This is a genomic window from Pseudomonas sp. UBA2684 (assembly GCA_002354655.1).
Taxonomy (GTDB): Bacteria; Pseudomonadota; Gammaproteobacteria; order Pseudomonadales; family Pseudomonadaceae; genus Aquipseudomonas.
The window spans coordinates 272,252-292,002 of sequence record DELY01000050.1; the positions used below are offsets into that span (position 1 = coordinate 272,252).

A 19,751-nucleotide genomic window follows, 5' to 3' on the forward strand; every position below is an offset into this window, starting at 1 on the left:
CTGTCATGCCGACAACAACAAAAATGGGCCTGCGACACTGGAGTCTGGCCCTGCTGGGCGGCTCAAGCCTTGCTCTGACGCCACTGACTTCGGTCATGGCCGAGGAAGAAATGCAGTTCACCGGTTACTACGAGAATGCCACCTTCGTTCGCGATAGCGCCGGATTGTCGAAATTCCGCAACACCGTGCAGGTCAACGCCGACAAGAAATTCGGCACCCTGGGCCAGCTGAACTTCAACAACGTGGCCTTCCACGGCACGTTCCGTGGCACCTACGACGGGGTCTACGACCTCAACAGCAGCGAGTACGGCAGTGGCGCGGGCGGCGCGGTCAACCTGGAGAACAACATCGCCGGCACGGGCTCGACTGTGCCGCACGGCGGTGGCATCCGTCCGCCAGGCACCTTCTTCGGCTTCAACGACGCGCGCAACCCCAACGAGGGGATGATCGTGCTCGGCGAAAACCTGCACAAAACCCGTGGCGGCGTGGCCTTCGGCGTGCCGGTACGGCCCTGCGACAAGGACAGCCGCGGCTGCATCGACGACTACCTGGACTACAGCAGCAACGACCTGCGTTTCCCCGAGTTCAACGAACGCCTGGACTTCATCCGCGAGCTCTACGTCGACTTCGACAACGAGCTGCCCAACGGCGACATCCTTAGCTGGCGCCTGGGCAAGCAGCAGGTGATCTGGGGCCGCACCGACCTGTTCCGCGTGCTCGACGTGATCAACCCGGTCGACTACTCGCGCAACAACATCTACGACGAGCTGGAAGACATCCGCATTCCCATGTGGATCGCCAAGGCCGACTGGCGCATGGGCGCCGGCGAGGTGTTCGACGACCTCAACCTGTCGTTCGTGTGGAACGTCGACAAGTTCCGTCCGCACAACCTCGGGCAGTGCGGCCAGCCCAACTCGATCCTCGATGCTGGCTGCTTCTTCCGCGGCATGAACAACCTGTGGGAAAACGGCGGCACCGTGGCCAACTTCGCTGGCGGCAACATCGCCACCGACTTCGGCCCCGGCCAGATCGGTATCCGCAAGGCGCACATGCCGTCCTGGAGCCTGTCCAACAGCCAGTTCGGCATCAAGCTGGAAGGCGTCTACGGCGATTTCGGCTTCTCGCTGAACGCCCTGACCTACCGTTCGCAACTGCCCTCGCTGCGTGGCGGCATCCCGGCGCAGAACGCCTTCACCGGTGAAACCGCGGTATGGCCGAGCCTGATCGCCTTCGATATCCATTTCCCGCGGGTCAACCTGCTCGGCGGTTCGATGGACTACTACTCGCAAGCGATCGACACGGTGTTCCGCTTCGAAGTCGCGCACACCGAAGGCGAGGAGTTTGCCAACACCCTGCAATCGCGGCTGTTCTCCGAGTCCAACGTCACCCGTTACGTGATCGGTGCGGACAAGAACATCTTCATCCCCGTGCTCAACCCCGGCCGCGCCTTCCTTTTCTCCGGCCAGTTGTTCGGCCAGCACATCCACGAGCACCAGCTTGAGGATCGCCCACTGGGCAAGGCCGGCATGCCGGACTGGGAGCAGAACTGGATCGGCACCCTGCTGGTGAAAGGCTGGTGGATGAACGACCGCCTCAGCCCGCAAGTGATCGTCGCGCATGACTTCAAGGCCCAGGCCACGGCCATCGCGCCGAGCCTGGAATACCTGTTCAGCGACAACTTGAAGATCGTCGCCGGCGCCAACTTCAAGGTCGGTCGCGGCGCTCGCGAGTTCGACGACTGCCGCAGCTGCAACCCCTGGGACCCCTTCACCAGCTATGGCCTGCCGGAAGGCGCAAGCGCCGGTCTGAGCGGCTACGAGCCGTTGGGCCGCTTCCGCGCCGGCCCCATCGGCATGGCGCAGAAGGAAGACGAACTGCAACTGACCCTGCGCTACAGCTTCTGATCAATCACGAGGAACAGCCATGAACAACAACAATAAATCCCAGCAGAGTCGCGCCCTGGCGCTGGCCCTGTTGACGCTGGGCGCGACCAGCGGCGTCCACGCCGCCGACGAGGCGGTGATCCAGCAGTCCTTCCACCCCTACCAGAGCGACAAGCCGAGCTTCGCCGGTCTGAATACCGGAATGAAGATCAACAAAGGTAACGTCGGGCAATTCAAGGAGATCATCGACCCGGCGTTCTATGACTTCATCGACAAGGGCTGGGTGGAACTGGAGGTCGGCGACACCACCTCCTTCGACCTGCACCCCAACTATGTCGAGGCTACCCGCCAGCACATGGACACGGTCAAACTCGGTGCCAAGCCCGGAGAGATCAGCGGCGCCGTGGCCGGCCGGCCGTTCCCCCAGGAGCCGGAAACGAACGACCCGCGCGCCGGCGAGAAGCTCGCCTGGAACTACAAGTACGGCTACAACTGGGGCGACAGCGCCGCCATCTCGCCGTTCTACTGGAAGTTCCGCGACATGAACACGGCCAAGCTGGAGCGCACCATCAAGTTCGACTTCCACTTCCTCAACTTCACCCGCCGGGTCAACCAGGAGCCCAAGCCGGCGATCACCCCCAACCCGTCGCAGCTGTTCCGCGGCATCTACGTCAACGTGCTGGAGCCGTATGACGTACGCAACACCCAGCTGTTGATCCACCGCGCCGAAGACGACCTCAAACGCGACAACTCCTGGTTGTACCTGGGCTTCCAGCGCCGCGTGCGGCGCCTGGCCACCGGCCAGGTGACCGATGCCTTCCTCGGCTCCGACCTGATGATCGAGGACTTCGAGGGCTACAACGGGCGCATCTCCGATATGCAGTGGAGCTACAAGGGCACCCGCTTCATGCTGATGCCCTTCTACAACCACAACGACCTGACGCTGGACAGCGAAACGCACAAGGACAGCGACGGTTATCAGGTGGTGGCGTTCGGCGGCCAGGGCGGCTGTTTCCCCAACATCACCTGGCAGCTGCGCAAGGTCTACGAAGTCGAATCGGTGCCGGTGGACGGCAGCCACCCGCTATCCAAACGCGTGCATTACATGGATGCGCAGACCTTCACCGTGCCGCGCACCGTGTCGTATGACCGCAAGGGCAGCATGTGGAAGACCTTCACTATCGGCCAGGCCCACCCGGACCACCACCTGCCGAAGAACAAGGGCTCCGGCGTGTCGATCGACGACAGCTTCTCGATGGTCGACATCCAGGCCATGCACTGCACCACAGGGCAGTTCAAGGGCCAGGTCGATCCGGACATGAGCAAGCCGGAGATGTTCAGCGTGCAACACATGCGCGCCACCGGTAACTGAAACCGTCCCCTCGGCATCCGCCCGGCCCACGCCGGGTGGATCGCCCAACACAAAACGCTCCAGCGGCTGCGCAGGCCAAGATCCTCACGCTCCGTTGCATGCGGCTTTTGTGGGTAGCGTCTGCCCCTCTGGGGGCTTAGCGAAAGAACCGGCTGGATGGCTAGCCGCTCGCTTAAGGTGTTGAAAGCGAGTGGCTAAACCCATCTAACGCGGGGCTTAGAAACAAAAAACCCTCGGGAGAAATTTCTTCCGAGGGTTTTTTATTTTCCAGCCCTGGTGGAGTAAGACTTTCAGCTCATTCCATCAACACCTTAAGCGAACGCCTTGTCCGGGTGGTTTTTTTCACTGCGCCGCGCTTACTCGACCGTCACGCTCTTGGCCAGGTTGCGCGGCTGGTCGACATCGGTGCCCTTGAGCACGGCGACGTAGTACGACAGCAGCTGCAACGGGATGGTGTAGAGGATCGGCGCCAGGGCGTCGTGGATATGCGGCATGTTCACCACATGGGTGCCTTCGCCATTGCTCATGCCGGCCTGCTCGTCGGCAAACACCACCAGCTCGCCGCCACGGGCGCGCACTTCCTGCAGGTTGGATTTGAGCTTTTCCAGCAGCTCGTTGTTCGGTGCCACGGTAACCACCGGCATATCGCTGTCGACCAGTGCCAGCGGGCCGTGCTTGAGCTCGCCAGCCGGGTAGGCTTCAGCGTGGATATAGGAAATTTCCTTGAGCTTGAGCGCGCCTTCCATCGCCACCGGGTACTGTGCGCCACGGCCGAGGAACAGGCTGTGGTGCTTCTCGGCGAACAGCTCGGAAACCTTCTCCACCACGCTGTCCATGGCCAGAGCTTCGCCCAGACGGGTTGGCAGGCGGCGTAGTTCGTCGACCAGCTCGGCTTCCAGGCCTTTATCCAGGGTGCCGCGCACCTGGCCGAGGGCCAGGGTCAGCAGCATCAGCGCCACCAACTGGGTGGTAAAGGCCTTGGTCGAGGCCACGCCGATTTCCGGGCCGGCCTGGGTCAACAGGGTCAGGTCGGATTCACGCACCAGCGAGCTGATGCCGACGTTGCAGATCGCTAGGCTGGCCAGGTAGCCCAGCTCTTTACCATTGCGCAACGCGGCCAGGGTGTCGGCGGTTTCGCCGGACTGGGAGATGCTGACGAACAGGGTGTCCGGCTGCACCACCACCTTGCGGTAGCGGAACTCGCTGGCCACTTCGATCTGGCAGGGAATCCCGGCCAGGCCTTCCAGCCAGTAACGCGCGACCATGCCGGCATGGTAACTGGTGCCGCAGGCGACAATCTGCACGTTGCGCACCTTGGCGAACAGCTCGGCGGCCTGCGGGCCGAAAGCCTGAACCAGCACGTGGTCAGAACCCAGACGGCCTTCCAAGGTGCGTTGCACGACCTTGGGCTGCTCGTGGATTTCCTTGAGCATAAAGTGGCGGTACTCGCCCTTGTCGGCGGCCTCGGCGCCTTCGTGGTATTGCACGCTCTCGCGCACCACCGGCTGGCCACTGGCGTCCCAGATCTGCACGCTGTCGCGGCGGATCTCGGCGATATCGCCTTCTTCCAGGTACATAAAGCGGTCGGTGACCTGGCGCAAAGCCAGCTGGTCGGAGGCGAGGAAATTCTCCCCCAGGCCCAGGCCGATCACCAGCGGGCTGCCACTGCGGGCGGCGAGCAGGCGATCCGGCTGCTTGGCGCTGATCACCGCCAGGCCGTAGGCCCCGTGCAGCTGCTTGACCGCTTGCTTCAGCGCAGCGGCCAGATCCGGCTGGGTTTTCAGGGTGTGGTCGAGCAGGTGCACGATCACTTCGGTGTCGGTGTCGGAGCTGAACACGTAACCCAGGCCCTTGAGCTGGGCGCGCAGTTCTTCATGGTTCTCGATGATGCCGTTGTGCACCACCGCCAAATCCTGACTGGAGAAATGCGGGTGGGCATTACGCTCGCTCGGCGCACCATGGGTGGCCCAGCGGGTGTGGGCGATACCGAGGCGGCCAGCCAGCGGTTCAGCGCTCAATGCGCTTTCCAGCTCACTGACCTTGCCCACACGGCGACGGCGGTCGAGGTCGCCTTTATCCGTCAGCAGCGCCACACCGGCGCTGTCGTAACCGCGGTATTCCAGGCGCTTGAGGCCTTCAACCAGCACGGCGGTGATATTGCGTTCGGCGATTGCACCTACGATGCCACACATATGTCTCTCCTTAACTCAGGCGTCTAGCGCAGCGCAGATCAGCTTGATCCCGCGTGCACTCAATTGTTCACGGGCCTCGGGGCTGAGGCGCTCGTCGGTTATCAGGGTATGGATGCCGCTCCAGGGCAGCTCCAGGTTAGGAATCTTGCGGCCGATCTTGTCGCTCTCGACCATCACCACCACTTCGCGGGCCACATCTGCCATCACCCGGCTAAGCCCGAGCAGTTCATTGAAGGTGGTGGTGCCACGGCTCAGGTCGATGCCATCGGCACCGATAAACAGCTGGTCGAAGTCATAGGAACGCAGCACCTGCTCGGCGACCTGCCCCTGGAACGACTCCGAATGCGGGTCCCAGGTGCCGCCCGTCATCAGCAACACCGGTTCGTGCTCCAGCTCGCTGATGGCGCGGGCCACGTTGAGCGAGTTGGTCATCACCACCAGGCCAGGCTTGTGCCCGAGCTGGGGAATCATCGCCGCCGTGGTGGTGCCACTGTCGATGATGATCCGCGCATGTTCACGAATGCGCGCCACACCAGCACGGGCGATAGCCTGCTTGTACTGGGAGATCGGCTGGATATCGCTGATCAGCTCCTGCGGCATGGGTACCGCACCTCCGTAGCGACGCAACAGCAGGCCGCTCTTTTCCAGGGCGGCAAGGTCTTTGCGAATGGTCACTTCGGAGGTGGCGAACGCCTTCGACAACTCATCCACGCTCACCTCACCCTGCTCGGCAAGCAGGGCAAGAATGGTGTGGCGACGTTGCGGAGTGTTGCGTTTCGACATATTAAGTTTCGATTCGAAAGATAATTGCGCGAATCAAAACCTAATGAAGCTTTTGCGTCAAGTGGCAATCGACGTAGGGTGGACATGGCGAAGGCTTGTCGACCACGTGCGCGGTGGTGGCGGACAAGGCTGCGCCATGTCCGCCCTACTCGGCATCACTTCTTGGTCGGGCGCTTCCAGCCGTCGATATTGCGCTGCTTGGCGCGGCCGACGGCCAGGGTGTTAGCCGGCACATCAGCAGTAATCACCGAACCGGCACCGGTGGTGGCGCGGTCACCCAAAGTCACCGGCGCGACCAGGGCGCTGTTGGAGCCGATAAACACGTCCTCGCCGAGCACCGTTTTGAACTTGTTGGCGCCGTCGTAATTGCAGGTGATGGTGCCGGCGCCGATATTGCTGCGCGCACCAATCTCGGCGTCGCCCAGGTAGCTCAAATGGCCGGCCTTGGCGCCTTCGCCCAGCTTGGCGTTCTTCAGCTCGACGAAGTTACCGACATGCGCCTTGGCGCCCAGCAGCGAACCGGGACGCAGACGGGCGAACGGCCCACAATCGGCGCCCTCGCCCATTTCGGCCCCTTCCAGATGGCTGTTGGCTTTGACGATGGAGCCTTTGCGCAGGATCGAGTTCTTGATCACACAGTTCGGCCCGATCTGCACGCCATCTTCGATGACGACCTGACCTTCGAGGATCACGTTGACATCGATCGACACATCGCGGCCCACCGTGACTTCACCGCGCAGGTCGAAGCGCGCCGGGTCGATCAGGGTCACGCCCTGCAGCATCAGGCGGCGCGCGGCGCGGTATTGGTAGTGGCGCTCGAGTTGCGCCAGCTGAATGCGGTCGTTGGCCCCCAACACTTCCATCTCGTCGGCCGCCTGCTCGGTGGCTACGACCAAGCCATCGGCCACCGCCATGGCGATCACGTCGGTGAGGTAATACTCGCCCTGGGCGTTGCTGTTGGACAGCCGCCCCAGCCAGTCGCCCAGGCGCTGGCCCGGTACGGCGAGAATCCCGGTGTTGCCTTCGCTGATCAGCCGCTGCTGGGCACTGGCATCCTTATGCTCGACGATGGCGTTGACCACGCCCTGCTCATCACGAACGATGCGGCCGTAGCCGGTCGGGTCATTCAGGTTGACCGTCAACAGCCCAAGCTGCTGCTCGCTGACCTGTTGCAATAGGCGCTGCAGGGTTTCCACTTCGATCAACGGCACATCGCCGTAGAGAATCAGCACGCGCTCGCCACTCAAGGCCGGCAGCGCCTGGGCCACGGCATGCCCGGTGCCCAGTTGTTCGCTCTGCAGCACGAAATTCAGGTCATCTGCCGCCAGGCGCTCGCGCACCAGTTCGGCACCATGACCAATCACCACATGAATGCCCTGCGGCTTGAGCAGGCGCGCGCTGTCGATCACATGCCCGAGCATGGCTTTACCGGCAACCGGGTGCAGGACTTTCGGCAAGGCGGAACGCATGCGGGTGCCTTGGCCGGCGGCGAGAATAACGATATCGAGAGACATGCAAACAAATCCTGAACAGTCGGAAGCAGCGTGAGGCCAACAGGTGAAGCCATGCCACCGGGCATCTGGGTAAAACGCCAGACAAGAAAAAGGGTAGCCAAGGCTACCCTTTTACTGTCGTTCGATGAAGCGTAACGACTAGCTCGCTGAAAACTACTGCAACCGGCTATGCCGCGTTGAAACCCATCTCGAAATGCTCATTTACCACGGTAAACTCCGCTTTCTCGGCTGGTTTCGCCTTGCCTAACCTTCGCTCGTTAGGTGTTCAACAACCTAGTATCAGCTACCGCCAAACTTCTTGCGCAGCTGCTGGACGGTGCGCAGCTGAGCTGCAGCCTCGGCCAGACGAGCGGCAGCGGAGCCGTAATCGAACTCGGCACCTTTGTCGTGCAACGCTTTCTCGGCAGCCTGAACGGCTTCCTGAGCAGAGGCTTCGTCCAGGTCGGCAGCCCGTTGCACGGTATCGGCAAGGACCTTGACCATGTTCGGCTGTACTTCCAGGAAACCACCGGAGATGTAGAACACCTCGGCTTCGCCACCCTGCTTGACCAGGCGAATCGGGCCCGGCTTGAGGTCGGTGATCAGCGGCGCGTGGCCTGGAGCGATACCGATATCACCCAGGTTGCCGTGCGCGATCACCATCTCGACCAGACCGGAGAAGATCTCGCCTTCTGCGCTGACGATGTCGCAATGGACTGTCATAGCCATATCTAGCCTCACGTAAGCGCCCGTTACCGGGCGCACGGGTAGTTACAGTTTCTTCGCTTTCTCGATGGCTTCTTCGATGCCGCCGACCATGTAGAACGCCTGCTCTGGCAGGTGATCGTAGTCACCTTTCAGGATGCCGCTGAAGCCGGCAATGGTGTCCTTCAGGGAAACGTACTTGCCTGGCGAACCGGTGAAGACTTCGGCCACGAAGAACGGCTGGGACAGGAAGCGCTGGATCTTACGCGCACGGGATACCAACTGCTTGTCGGTCTCCGACAGCTCGTCCATACCCAGAATCGCGATGATGTCCTTCAGTTCCTTGTAACGCTGCAGTACGTACTGCACGCCACGCGCGGTGTCGTAGTGCTCTTGACCGATCACGTTCGGGTCGAGCTGACGCGAGGTGGAGTCGAGCGGGTCGACCGCTGGGTAGATACCCAGGGAGGCGATGTCACGGGACAGTACGACGGTGGCGTCCAAGTGGGCGAAGGTGGTCGCCGGGGACGGGTCGGTCAAGTCATCCGCAGGTACGTAAACGGCCTGAATCGAGGTGATCGAACCGTTCTTGGTCGACGTGATGCGCTCTTGCAGGATGCCCATTTCTTCAGCCAGCGTCGGCTGATAGCCCACGGCGGAGGGCATACGGCCCAGCAGAGCGGATACTTCGGTACCGGCAAGGGTGTAACGGTAGATGTTGTCGACGAACAACAGTACGTCGTTACCTTCGTCGCGGAACTTCTCGGCCATGGTCAGGCCGGTCAGTGCTACGCGCAGACGGTTGCCTGGCGGCTCGTTCATCTGACCGTAGACCAGGGCTACCTTGTCGAGAACGTTGGAGTCCTTCATCTCGTGGTAGAAGTCGTTACCCTCACGGGTACGCTCGCCCACACCGGCGAACACGGAGTAACCGCTGTGCTCGATGGCGATGTTACGGATCAGTTCCATCATGTTTACGGTCTTGCCGACACCGGCACCACCGAACAGACCGACTTTACCGCCTTTGGCGAACGGACAGATCAGGTCGATAACCTTGATGCCGGTTTCCAGCAGATCGTTGCCGCCCGCTTGTTCAGCGAAAGACGGCGCAGAGCGGTGAATGCCCCAACGCTCTTCTTCACCGATCGGACCAGCTTCGTCAATCGGGTTGCCCAGCACGTCCATGATCCGGCCCAGGGTCGCTTTACCGACCGGTACGGAGATGGCTGCGCCAGTGTTGTTGACGTCCAGACCGCGCTTCAAGCCTTCGGTCGAGCCCATCGCAATGGTACGCACCACGCCGTCGCCCAGCTGCTGCTGAACTTCCAGGGTGGTTTCGGCGCCTTGAACTTTCAAAGCGTCGTAGATGCTCGGAACCTGATCGCGTGGGAATTCCACGTCGATCACGGCGCCGATGATTTGTACGATACGTCCGCTACTCATAGCTGGATCCTCTGAATATATGAACCGGTATCAGACCGCGGCAGCGCCGCCAACGATTTCCGAGATCTCTTGGGTGATCGCCGCCTGACGCGCCTTGTTGTAGATCAGCTGCAAATCGCTGATCAAATCACCGGCGTTGTCGGTAGCGTTCTTCATCGCGATCATCCGCGCCGCCTGCTCGGCTGCGCTGTTCTCGACCACCGCCTGGTACACCTGCGATTCCACGTAGCGCACCATCAAGCCGTCCAGCAGCTCTTTAGCATCGGGTTCGTAGAGATAGTCCCAGTGATGCTTGAGCTGTTGATCCGAATCAGCCACCAGAGGAACCAACTGTTCCACTACCGGCTGTTGCGTCATGGTGTTGATGAACTTGTTCGAGACCACGGACAAACGGTCGATGCGGCCGTCGAGGTACGCATCAAGCATGACTTTGACGCTACCGATCAGATCATTGATCGACGGTTCTTCGCCCAGGTGGCTGATCGCAGCAACGACATTGCCACCAAAGCTGCGGAAGAACGCCGCACCCTTGCTGCCAATCACGCAGAGATCGATCTCCACGCCTTGCTCGCGATTGCTCGCCATGTCCTTGACCAAGGCCTTGAACAGGTTGGTATTCAAGCCACCGCACAGACCACGGTCCGAACTCACCACCACATAACCGACACGCTTAACTTCGCGCTCGATCATGAACGGGTGACGGTATTCCGGGTTAGCGTTGGCCAGATGACCAATTACCTGGCGGATGCGCTCCGCGTAGGGACGGCTGGCAGACATGCGCATTTGAGCCTTGCGCATCTTGCTGACAGCCACCTTTTCCATGGCGCTGGTGATCTTTTGCGTGCTTTTGATGCTCGCAATCTTGCTGCGAATCTCTTTTGCGCCTGCCATTTGACACCTATCGGGTTAGCAGGCGGAGGTCAGAAGACCTCCGCTGCGGCTTACCAGGTTTGGGTGGCCTTGAACTTCTCGATACCGGCTTTCAGGCCTGCGTCGATTTCGTCATTGAAGTCACCCTTCACGTTGATCTTCGCCATCAAATCGGCGTGATCGCGGTTGAAGTAAGCAATCAGAGCTTGTTCGAAGCTGCCGATTTTTGCGATTTCGATGTCCTGCAGGTAGCCACGTTCGGCCGAGTACAGGGACAGCGACATGTCGGCGATGGACATCGGCGCGTATTGCTTTTGCTTCATCAGCTCGGTAACGCGCTGACCATGCTCAAGCTGCTTACGCGTGGCTTCGTCCAGGTCAGAAGCGAACTGGGCGAATGCCGCCAGTTCACGGTACTGAGCCAGAGCGGTACGAATACCACCGGAGAGCTTCTTGATGATCTTGGTCTGAGCGGCACCACCTACGCGCGATACCGACACACCGGCGTTCACTGCCGGGCGAATGCCGGAGTTGAACATGGCCGATTCCAGGAAGATCTGACCGTCGGTGATCGAAATCACGTTGGTCGGCACGAACGCGGAAACGTCGCCAGCCTGGGTTTCGATGATCGGCAGAGCGGTCAGGGAACCGGTCTTGCCAGTCACCGCGCCGTTGGTGAACTTCTCAACGTACTCTTCGGAAACGCGCGAGGCACGCTCCAGCAGACGGCTGTGGAGATAGAACACGTCGCCTGGGTAGGCTTCACGGCCTGGCGGACGGCGCAGCAGCAGGGAGATCTGGCGGTAAGCCACGGCTTGCTTGGACAGATCGTCATAAACGATCAGCGCGTCTTCGCCGCGGTCGCGGAAGTACTCGCCCATGGTGCAGCCGGCGTACGGTGCAATGAATTGCAGCGCAGCGGATTCGGAGGCGCTGGCGGCGACGATGATGGTGTTAGCCAACGCGCCGTTTTCTTCCAGCTTGCGCACCACGTTGGCGATGGTCGATTGCTTCTGACCGATTGCCACGTAGACGCACTTAATGCCGCTGTTCTTCTGGTTGATGATCGCGTCGATCGCCAGAGCGGTTTTACCGATCTGCCGGTCACCGATGATCAGCTCGCGCTGGCCACGACCAACCGGGATCATCGCATCGACGGCCTTGTAACCGGTTTGCACCGGTTGGTCGACCGACTTACGCCAGATCACGCCCGGTGCAACCTTCTCAACCGCGTCGGTAGCGACGTTGTTCAGCGGGCCTTTACCGTCGACAGGGTTACCCAGGGCATCAACCACACGACCCAGCAGTTCCGGACCAACCGGAACTTCAAGGATGCGGCCGGTGCACTTGGCACTCATGCCTTCGGCCAATGCCTGGTAAGCACCGAGAACCACGGCGCCGACAGAGTCGCGCTCCAGGTTCATGGCCATACCGTAAACGCCGCCCGGGAACTCGATCATTTCGCCGTACATAACGTCGGCCAGACCATGAATACGCACGATACCGTCGGATACGCTGACGACTGTGCCTTCGTTACGGGCTTGCGAGGCTACATCGAGCTTGTCGATGCGGCCCTTGATGATTTCACTTATTTCGGAAGGATTGAGTTGCTGCATAGCTCTGCTGCCCCTTCAAACTCAAGATTTCAATGCTTCGGCCAGCTTCGCGATTTTGCCGCGAACTGAGCCATCGATAACCAGGTCGCCGGCGCGGATCACGACACCACCGATCAAGGTGGCATCCTCCGCAGCGTGCAGGCGCACTTCCCGGCCGAGCCGTGCACTGAGAACCTTGGCGAGTTTGTCTTGCTGTTCATCGCTCAATGCGAAGGCACTGGTGACATCCACATCGACTGATTTTTCCTGCTCGGCTTTATACAGCTCGAACAGTGCAACGATTTCCGGCAACAGGGCCAGACGATCGTTCTCAGCAACGATGTGGATGAAATTGCGTACCTGGGCGTCGAACTTGTCACCACACACCTCGTTGAAGGTGGTGGCCTTATCTGTACTCGTCAGACGCGGAGCCTTGAGTACGCGCTGGATGGTGTCGTCTTCCGACACCGCAGCCGCCAGGCCGAGCATGGCTGACCAATTGGCCAGTTGCTGGTGGGCCTGGGCGTACTCGAAGGCAGCCTTGGCGTAAGGTCGGGCCAGCGTGGTCAGTTCTGCCATGATCGCGCCCCTCGCTTAAATTTCGGCTGCCAGTTTGGAAACCAGCTCCGCATGCGCGTTTTGGTCGATGGATGCGCCCAAGATCTTCTCGGCACCGCTGACGGCCAGGCTACCCAATTGGGCACGCAGCGCGTCTTTGACGCCATTCAGTTCCTGTTCGATCTCGGCCTGAGCCTGAGCCTTCACACGGTCAGCTTCGACACGGGCCTGATCACGGGCTTCGTCGACGATCTGGGCCGCGCGTTTCTTGGCTTGCTCAATGATTTCGGCTGCTTGGCCTTTGGCTTCGCGCAGTTGCTGACCCACTTTCTCTTGGGCCAACTCCAGGTCGCGAGCCGCACGGCTAGCAGCGTCCAGGCCGTCTGCAATCTTCTTCTGACGTTCGTGCAAAGCCGTAATGACCGGAGGCCACACGTACTTCATGCAGAACAGCACGAAGATGAAGAAGGCAACGGACTGGCCAATCAGGGTTGCATTAATGTTCACGCCAACACCTCGCTCGTTCGTTGTCCGTCAAACCAATCAACTCGATAGGTCGAGTGATTAGCCTGCAATTTGACCAACGAAGGGGTTCGCGAAGGTGAAGAACAGTGCGATACCAACACCGATCATGGTCACGGCGTCGAGCAGACCGGCGACGATGAACATTTTAACTTGCAGCATCGGAACCATTTCCGGCTGACGCGCAGCGCCTTCCAGGAACTTGCCGCCCAGCAGGCCGAAACCAATGGCGGTACCCAGGGCACCCAGGCCAATCAGCAGTGCAACGGCGATCGCGGTCAGACCAACTACAGTTTCCATCTTTCCTCCCGACTTTTTATGTCGTATTGGTTAAGGTTTTCTAAGGTAAAGCGGTAAAGCAAAATCGTTGTTTCTGTTGCCCTTACGGGCGTCCACTGCGAGCGCCTAGGCGCTCTTAGTGGTTGTCTTCGTGTGCCATCGACAGGTAGACGATGGTCAGCATCATGAAGATGAACGCTTGCAGCACGATGATCAGGATGTGGAACACCGCCCACGCCCACTGCAAGACAATACCCAGCGCGCCGAGCAGCAAACCGCCGCCGAACATGATCGCGATGAGGATAAAAATCAGCTCGCCAGCATACAAGTTGCCGAACAGACGCAAGGCCAGGGAGATCGGCTTGGCAATCAGAGTGACGAATTCGAGCAGGAAGTTGACCGGAATCAGCAGCGCTTGAACCAGCACGTTCTTGCTGCCAAATGGGTGCAGGGTCAATTCACCGAGGAAGCCGCCGATGCCTTTGACCTTGATGCTGTAGTACAGGATCAGGGCGAAGACCGACAGGGCCAGGCCGAGGGTGGCGTTTGGATCGGTGGTCGGCACGACGCGGAAATACAGGTTCGGGTCGCCGGAGATCTTCGCCGCCAGCATCGGCAACCAGTCCACCGGGATCAGGTCCATGAAGTTCATCAGGAAGACCCAGACGAAAATGGTCAGACCCAGCGGAGCGATCAACGCATTGCGACCGTGGAAGGTGTCTTTGACGCTACCGTCGACGAACTCGACCAGCACTTCGACGAAGTTCTGCAGCTTGCCCGGTTGGCCAGAGGTCGCCTTGGCAGCCGCTGCACGGAACAGCAGGATAAAGATCAGACCGAGCACCACCGATACCGCGAGGGTGTCGACGTGGAATGCCCAGAAGCCCATTTCCTGAGCTTCCTTGGCGTTGTGGGCGAAGCTCCAACCATTCACCGGATGCTGACCGTAGGTCAGGTTAGTCAGGTGATGCTGGATATAACCCGAAGCGGTTTCTGCAGCTGCCATATATCCCTCAAACGCTAAGGTCTTAAAAGTCTTGTTTTCGTCAGCAGGGGCGCAAACCAGTTGACCAACTGGGTCAGGAAAAACACGCCGAACACCGCCAGCGCTTCCAGTGGTTTCACACCTGCGAACGTCAGTGCAAACAACACTGCCGTTAGAATCAACTTGCCCGCTTCGCCGGCATAAAACGACCGGACGATGGCTTGGGCGGCCCGCGCTCCACTGAAACGGAACGCCTTATGGGCAAAATACACATTCGGCAACCAGGCAATCAGGCCGCCGCAGAGCCCAGAGTAACCGGCCACGACACCCCACCATTGCCATAAAACGGCAGCCAGCAGCAGCACAACGACCAACTGAACAGCAAGCACCGGAAAAACCGGCAGTCGATGGAAGGGCAGGCGTTTTGGCGTGCGAACATCCATCGCGTTTTCCTGGGATCAGAGCATCTGGTGTCGGCACCAAGAGAATCAATAACTTGGCATAGTTTGTGCCGACGAAAGCGCGCAGAGTATAGGGGCGCTTCCACCCCCATTCAACTGCCAGGTAGTGATTTCCGACTACTCGCTACACGGCAATTGTTTCAGCGAATGTGAGCGAGTACGCCCTGCAATTCATCCAGCGAGTTGTAGCGGATCACCAACTGGCCTTTGCCCTTCTGCCCATGCTTGATTTGCACCGGAGAGCCCAGGCGCTCAGCCAGGCGCTGTTCCAGGCGACTGATGTCCGGGTCGGCCTTGACCACCGGCGCTGGCTTGCCTTTGCTGTTCAACCACTGGCGCACCAGTGCCTCGGTTTGCCGTACCGTGAGGCTGCGTGCGACAACATGTCGCGCCCCTTCGACCTGCTGCTCCAGCGGTAGACCGAGCAAGGCACGTGCATGGCCCATTTCCAGATCGCCATGCGAAAGCAGGGTTTTGATCTCTTCCGGCAGGGCAATCAGGCGCAGCAGGTTGGTGATGGTTACCCGCGACTTGCCCACCGCCTCGGCGACTTGTTGCTGGGTCAGCTGAAACTCCTGCTGCAAGCGCTGCAGGGCCATGGCTTCTTCGATCGGGTTGAGGTCTTCGCGCTGGATATTTTCGATCAGCGCCATGGCGATGGCGGCTTCGTCCGGCAGTTCGCGAACCATCGCCGGAATCTTGTCCAGCCCCGCTTGCTGACTGGCACGCCAGCGGCGTTCACCGGCAACGATTTCGAAACGCCCCTCGGCAATCGGCCGCACCACGATGGGCTGCATCACACCATGCAACTTGATCGACTGCGCCAGTTCTTCCAGGGCGGTGGCGTCCATGTCGCGGCGCGGTTGGTATTTGCCGCGCTGGATCAGGTCCAGCGGCACGTATTGCAGCTCGCGGCTATCGGCTTCGGCGGCTTCTTCCTGCAAAGCGCTGACACTGGTGCCCCCCAAGAGGGCGTCCAAGCCTCGTCCTAGCCCTCGTTTCTTGGCGGCCATGCGGAAATTCCTTATGCGGTTGCAGTGTGGGCGGCAGCGCGCTGCCGACGAACCAGTTCGCCAGCCAAGGCCAGGTAGGCAATGGCGCCACGGGATTGCTTGTCATACACCAGCGCCGGCATACCGAAACTCGGCGCTTCGGCGAGGCGCACGTTACGCGGGATCACGGTTTGATAGAGCGTGTCTGGGAAATGTTCCTTGAGCTGCGCCGACACGTCATTGGTCAAGCTGATGCGCGGGTCATACATGGTGCGCAGCAGGCCTTCGATCTTCAGGCTCGGGTTGAGCAACTGGGCGATGCGCTGAATGCTGTTGACCAGGTCGCTTAACCCTTCCAGGGCGTAATACTCGCACTGCATGGGGATGATTACCCCATCGGCGGCGACCAGGGCGTTGACGGTGAGCATCGACAGCGCCGGCGGGCAGTCGATGAGGATGTAATCGTAGTTTTCACGGATCGGCGCCAGGGCATAACGCAGGCGGCTTTCCTTCATTTTCATTTCCAGCAGGGCGACTTCTGCAGCGGTCAGGTCGCGGTTGGCCGGCAACAGCTGGTAACCGCCGTGTTCGGAAAACTGCATGGCCTCGACCAGGTTGCATTCACCGATCAGCACGTCGTAGATCGAGTACTCCAGGGCATGCTTATCCACACCACTGCCCATGGTCGCGTTGCCCTGAGGATCGAGGTCGATCAGCAGCACGCGGCGCTTGGTCGCGACCAACGAAGCCGCCAGATTGATGCAGGTGGTGGTCTTGCCCACACCGCCTTTCTGGTTAGCGATTGCGAATACCTTAGCCATGCTGCATTCCCCCTAGACCGAGCGACGCAGTATCAGCAGATGGCGCTGACCTTGGCAACCGGGAACCTTGAGCACATGCGTGGCGGTGAGACGGAAGTCCGCCGGCAGAGCTTGCAGCTCGTCATCCGGGTGCACGCCCTTCATCGCCAACCACTGCGTATCGCCGTTTCCTAGATGCCGGGTCCAGTTGCTGAAATCTTCCAGGGCGCTGAACGCGCGCGAACAAATACCGCTGAATGGCTGCTCAGGGGTGAAGGCTTCGACCCGGCTGTGGATAACTTGCAGGTTGGCCAGTTTCAGCTCGAGCTTCACCTGAGTCAGGAAGCGGGTCTTCTTGCCGTTGGAGTCGAGCAAGGTGAACTGTCGTTCGGGAAACAGGATCGCCAGCGGAATCCCCGGCATGCCGCCGCCGCTGCCGACGTCCAGCCAGTTATCTCCAGCCTCGCGCACATGAGTGACCACGGACAGGCTGTCGAGCAGATGACGCGAAACCATTTCATCCGGATCGCGCACGGCGGTGAGGTTGTAGGCCTTGTTCCACTTGATCAGCAGGGCCAGGTAGGCGAGCAACTGCTCGTGCTGCTGCTCGCTAAGTTCGACACCCAGCTCGCGGGCACCCTGACTCAGTTCTTCGGCGTGACGGGCGGTGACCAACGACATCAGGCGCTGTGCTCCAACTGCTGACCGGCAGTGCGCTTTTTCAGGTGGATCAGCAACAAGGAAATCGCTGCCGGAGTGACGCCGGGAATCCGCGAGGCCTGCCCCAGGGTTTCCGGGCGGGTATTACCGAGCTTGTGTTGGATTTCCTTGGACAGCCCGGAAATCCCCGCGTAATCGATATCCGCCGGCAGCTTGGTGTCTTCACTGGCGCGCAGGCGGGCGATCTCGTCCTGCTGGCGGTCGATATAGCCGGCGTACTTGGTCTTGATCTCGATCTGCTCGGCCACTCGCGGATCTTGCGCACCGCCACCAGTGATGGTGACCAGGCCGGCGTAATCGATTTCCGGGCGCGCCAACAGATTGAGCAGATTGTATTCGTGGGTCAGCGGCGTGCCGAAGCGCTCGGCAATCGCCTCGCCTTGCGGCGTACCCGGGCGGACCCAGGTGCTTTTCAGACGCTGTTCTTCCTGTGCGATAGCTTCGCGCTTGGCTTCGAAGGCCGCCCAACGCACGTCGTCGACCAAGCCCAGCTCGCGGCCTTTCTCGGTCAGGCGCAGGTCGGCGTTGTCTTCACGCAGGATCAGCCGGTATTCGGCCCGCGAGGTGAACATGCGGTAGGGCTCCTGGGTGCCCAGGGTAATCAGGTCGTCGACCAGCACACCGATGTAGGCCTCATCGCGACGTGGACACCAACTGTCCTTGCCCTGAGCGCGCAGCGCAGCGTTGGCCCCGGCGAGCAAACCTTGTGCACCGGCTTCTTCGTAACCGGTGGTGCCGTTGATCTGCCCGGCGAAAAACAGCCCGGCAATGACCTTGGTTTCCAGGCTGTACTTGAGATCGCGCGGGTCGAAGTAGTCGTACTCGATGGCGTAGCCGGGCCGCACGATATGCGCGTTTTCCATGCCGCGGATGCTGCGCACGATCTGCAACTGCACATCGAATGGCAGCGAGGTGGAGATGCCATTGGGGTACAGCTCATGGGTATTCAGGCCTTCGGGCTCGATAAATACCTGGTGGCTGTCCTTGTCGGCGAAGCGGTGGATCTTGTCTTCGATCGACGGGCAATAACGCGGGCCGACGCCTTCGATCACGCCCGAATACATCGGCGAGCGATCCAGGTTGGCCGCGATGATCTCGTGGGTGCGCGCGTTGGTGTGGGTGATCCAGCAGCTGACCTGGCGTGGCTGCTGCTCGGCACGCCCGAGGAAGGACATCAGCGGCGTGGGCGTATCGCCCGGCTGCTCGGTCATCACCGAGAAGTCCACCGAACGGCCATCGATGCGTGGCGGCGTCCCGGTTTTCAGACGACCAACGCGCAGCGGCAATTCACGCAGGCGCTGGGCCAGGGCAATCGAAGGAGGATCACCGGCGCGACCGCCGGAGTAATTCTGCAGGCCGATGTGGATAAGTCCGCCGAGGAAGGTACCAGTGGTCAACACCACGGAATCCGCGAGGAAACGCAGGCCCATCTGGGTGACCACACCTTTGACTTCGTCGTTTTCGACGATCAGGTCATCAGCTGCCTGCTGAAATATCCACAGGTTGGCCTGGTTTTCCAGGGTTTCGCGAATCGCTGCTTTGTACAGCACGCGATCGGCCTGGGCGCGAGTGGCGCGAACGGCTGGGCCTTTGCGGCTGTTGAGGACGCGGAACTGAATACCACCTTTGTCGGTGGCTTCAGCCATGGCACCACCAAGGGCGTCGATTTCCTTGACCAGATGGCTCTTACCGATCCCGCCGATGGCCGGGTTGCAGCTCATCTGCCCGAGTGTTTCCACGTTATGGGTCAGCAGCAGGGTTTTCACCCCCATGCGTGCAGCTGCCAAGGCAGCCTCGGTACCGGCATGACCGCCGCCGATGACGATCACCTGAAAACGGGAAGGGAAATCCACCACGCACCTCGTGCCTGTTGAGAAATGGGGGGCTTTTGGGTTTGAAAAGCTGGAAAGCCGGCAAGTATAGGGATTTAGCCGGTATGAAAGAAGCCTTTTGCACAAAAAATAGCCAGCTGGCTTTGGGGGGTTCAGGTCGGTCGGTTAATAAAGAATAAAAGAGAGAATTCTTATAAAGCCTTGTTTATATGTTTATTACTTAGCAACGGAGTTTCTGTGGATAGATCGCTACAGCCCAATAGAAT

Annotated in this window: 18 protein-coding genes; 2 read left to right on the forward strand and 16 right to left on the reverse strand. The window is 60.3% G+C overall.

Annotated features, from left to right (window positions below; translation table 11 throughout):
- Positions 1–5: 5 nt before the first annotated feature.
- On the forward strand, positions 6–1,904 hold the full coding sequence (locus tag B3M58_RS18970) for a DUF1302 family protein (RefSeq protein ID WP_296221462.1): 1,899 nt from the start codon (positions 6–8) through the stop codon (positions 1,902–1,904).
- A gap of 19 nt (positions 1,905–1,923) precedes the next feature.
- Positions 1,924–3,255: a DUF1329 domain-containing protein gene (locus B3M58_RS18975; protein WP_296221464.1), complete on the forward strand. Its 1,332-nt coding sequence runs from the start codon at positions 1,924–1,926 to the stop codon at positions 3,253–3,255.
- A gap of 356 nt (positions 3,256–3,611) precedes the next feature.
- Here the strand turns inward: B3M58_RS18975 and glmS are convergent, their stop codons facing one another.
- From glmS to mnmG, 16 genes are all read right to left on the reverse strand, one after another.
- The gene (gene glmS, locus B3M58_RS18980; protein ID WP_296221466.1) at positions 3,612–5,447 is read right to left on the reverse strand and encodes a glutamine--fructose-6-phosphate transaminase (isomerizing); all 1,836 of its coding nucleotides are present in this window, start codon (positions 5,445–5,447) and stop codon (positions 3,612–3,614) included.
- 15 nt (positions 5,448–5,462) lie between these two features.
- The gene (locus B3M58_RS18985) at positions 5,463–6,230 is read right to left on the reverse strand and encodes a DeoR/GlpR family DNA-binding transcription regulator (RefSeq protein WP_296221467.1); all 768 of its coding nucleotides are present in this window, start codon (positions 6,228–6,230) and stop codon (positions 5,463–5,465) included.
- 155 nt (positions 6,231–6,385) lie between these two features.
- On the reverse strand, positions 6,386–7,744 hold the full coding sequence (gene glmU / locus B3M58_RS18990) for a bifunctional UDP-N-acetylglucosamine diphosphorylase/glucosamine-1-phosphate N-acetyltransferase GlmU (protein ID WP_296221468.1): 1,359 nt from the start codon (positions 7,742–7,744) through the stop codon (positions 6,386–6,388).
- Positions 7,745–8,023: 279 nt separating this feature from the next.
- Positions 8,024–8,452 (reverse strand): F0F1 ATP synthase subunit epsilon, encoded by a 429-nt coding sequence (locus B3M58_RS18995; protein WP_296221470.1) that lies wholly within the window; start codon positions 8,450–8,452, stop codon positions 8,024–8,026.
- Positions 8,453–8,494: 42 nt separating this feature from the next.
- A complete protein-coding gene (atpD, locus tag B3M58_RS19000; RefSeq protein WP_296221472.1) occupies positions 8,495–9,871 on the reverse strand; it encodes a F0F1 ATP synthase subunit beta in 1,377 nt (458 codons plus the stop codon).
- Between the two features lie 30 nt (positions 9,872–9,901).
- On the reverse strand, positions 9,902–10,762 hold the full coding sequence (gene atpG, locus B3M58_RS19005; RefSeq protein ID WP_296221473.1) for a F0F1 ATP synthase subunit gamma: 861 nt from the start codon (positions 10,760–10,762) through the stop codon (positions 9,902–9,904).
- A gap of 50 nt (positions 10,763–10,812) precedes the next feature.
- Entirely contained in the window at positions 10,813–12,357 is a 1,545-nt protein-coding gene (gene atpA, locus B3M58_RS19010) for a F0F1 ATP synthase subunit alpha (RefSeq protein ID WP_296221474.1), read from the reverse strand.
- A 21-nt stretch (positions 12,358–12,378) separates the two neighbouring features.
- Positions 12,379–12,915, reverse strand: coding sequence for a F0F1 ATP synthase subunit delta (locus tag B3M58_RS19015; protein WP_296221475.1), 537 nt, complete (start codon positions 12,913–12,915; stop codon positions 12,379–12,381).
- Between the two features lie 15 nt (positions 12,916–12,930).
- A complete protein-coding gene (locus B3M58_RS19020) occupies positions 12,931–13,401 on the reverse strand; it encodes a F0F1 ATP synthase subunit B (protein ID WP_296221477.1) in 471 nt (156 codons plus the stop codon).
- Positions 13,402–13,458: 57 nt separating this feature from the next.
- Complete coding sequence (gene atpE, locus B3M58_RS19025) at positions 13,459–13,716, reverse strand: F0F1 ATP synthase subunit C (protein WP_003097235.1); 258 nt, start codon at positions 13,714–13,716, stop codon at positions 13,459–13,461.
- A 115-nt stretch (positions 13,717–13,831) separates the two neighbouring features.
- Positions 13,832–14,701, reverse strand: coding sequence for a F0F1 ATP synthase subunit A (gene atpB / locus B3M58_RS19030; RefSeq protein WP_296221480.1), 870 nt, complete (start codon positions 14,699–14,701; stop codon positions 13,832–13,834).
- Between the two features lie 14 nt (positions 14,702–14,715).
- Positions 14,716–15,123, reverse strand: a complete 408-nt coding sequence (locus tag B3M58_RS19035; protein ID WP_296221481.1) for a F0F1 ATP synthase subunit I — start codon at positions 15,121–15,123, stop codon at positions 14,716–14,718.
- Positions 15,124–15,281: 158 nt separating this feature from the next.
- Positions 15,282–16,154, reverse strand: coding sequence for a ParB/RepB/Spo0J family partition protein (locus B3M58_RS19040; protein WP_296221482.1), 873 nt, complete (start codon positions 16,152–16,154; stop codon positions 15,282–15,284).
- 11 nt (positions 16,155–16,165) lie between these two features.
- Positions 16,166–16,954 (reverse strand): ParA family protein, encoded by a 789-nt coding sequence (locus B3M58_RS19045; RefSeq protein ID WP_296221484.1) that lies wholly within the window; start codon positions 16,952–16,954, stop codon positions 16,166–16,168.
- A gap of 12 nt (positions 16,955–16,966) precedes the next feature.
- A complete protein-coding gene (gene rsmG / locus B3M58_RS19050) occupies positions 16,967–17,614 on the reverse strand; it encodes a 16S rRNA (guanine(527)-N(7))-methyltransferase RsmG (RefSeq protein ID WP_296221486.1) in 648 nt (215 codons plus the stop codon).
- Positions 17,614–19,506, reverse strand: coding sequence for a tRNA uridine-5-carboxymethylaminomethyl(34) synthesis enzyme MnmG (gene mnmG, locus B3M58_RS19055; protein WP_296221487.1), 1,893 nt, complete (start codon positions 19,504–19,506; stop codon positions 17,614–17,616). The genes rsmG and mnmG overlap by 1 nt, the downstream gene beginning before the upstream one ends.
- Between the last annotated feature and the right edge of the window lie 245 nt (positions 19,507–19,751).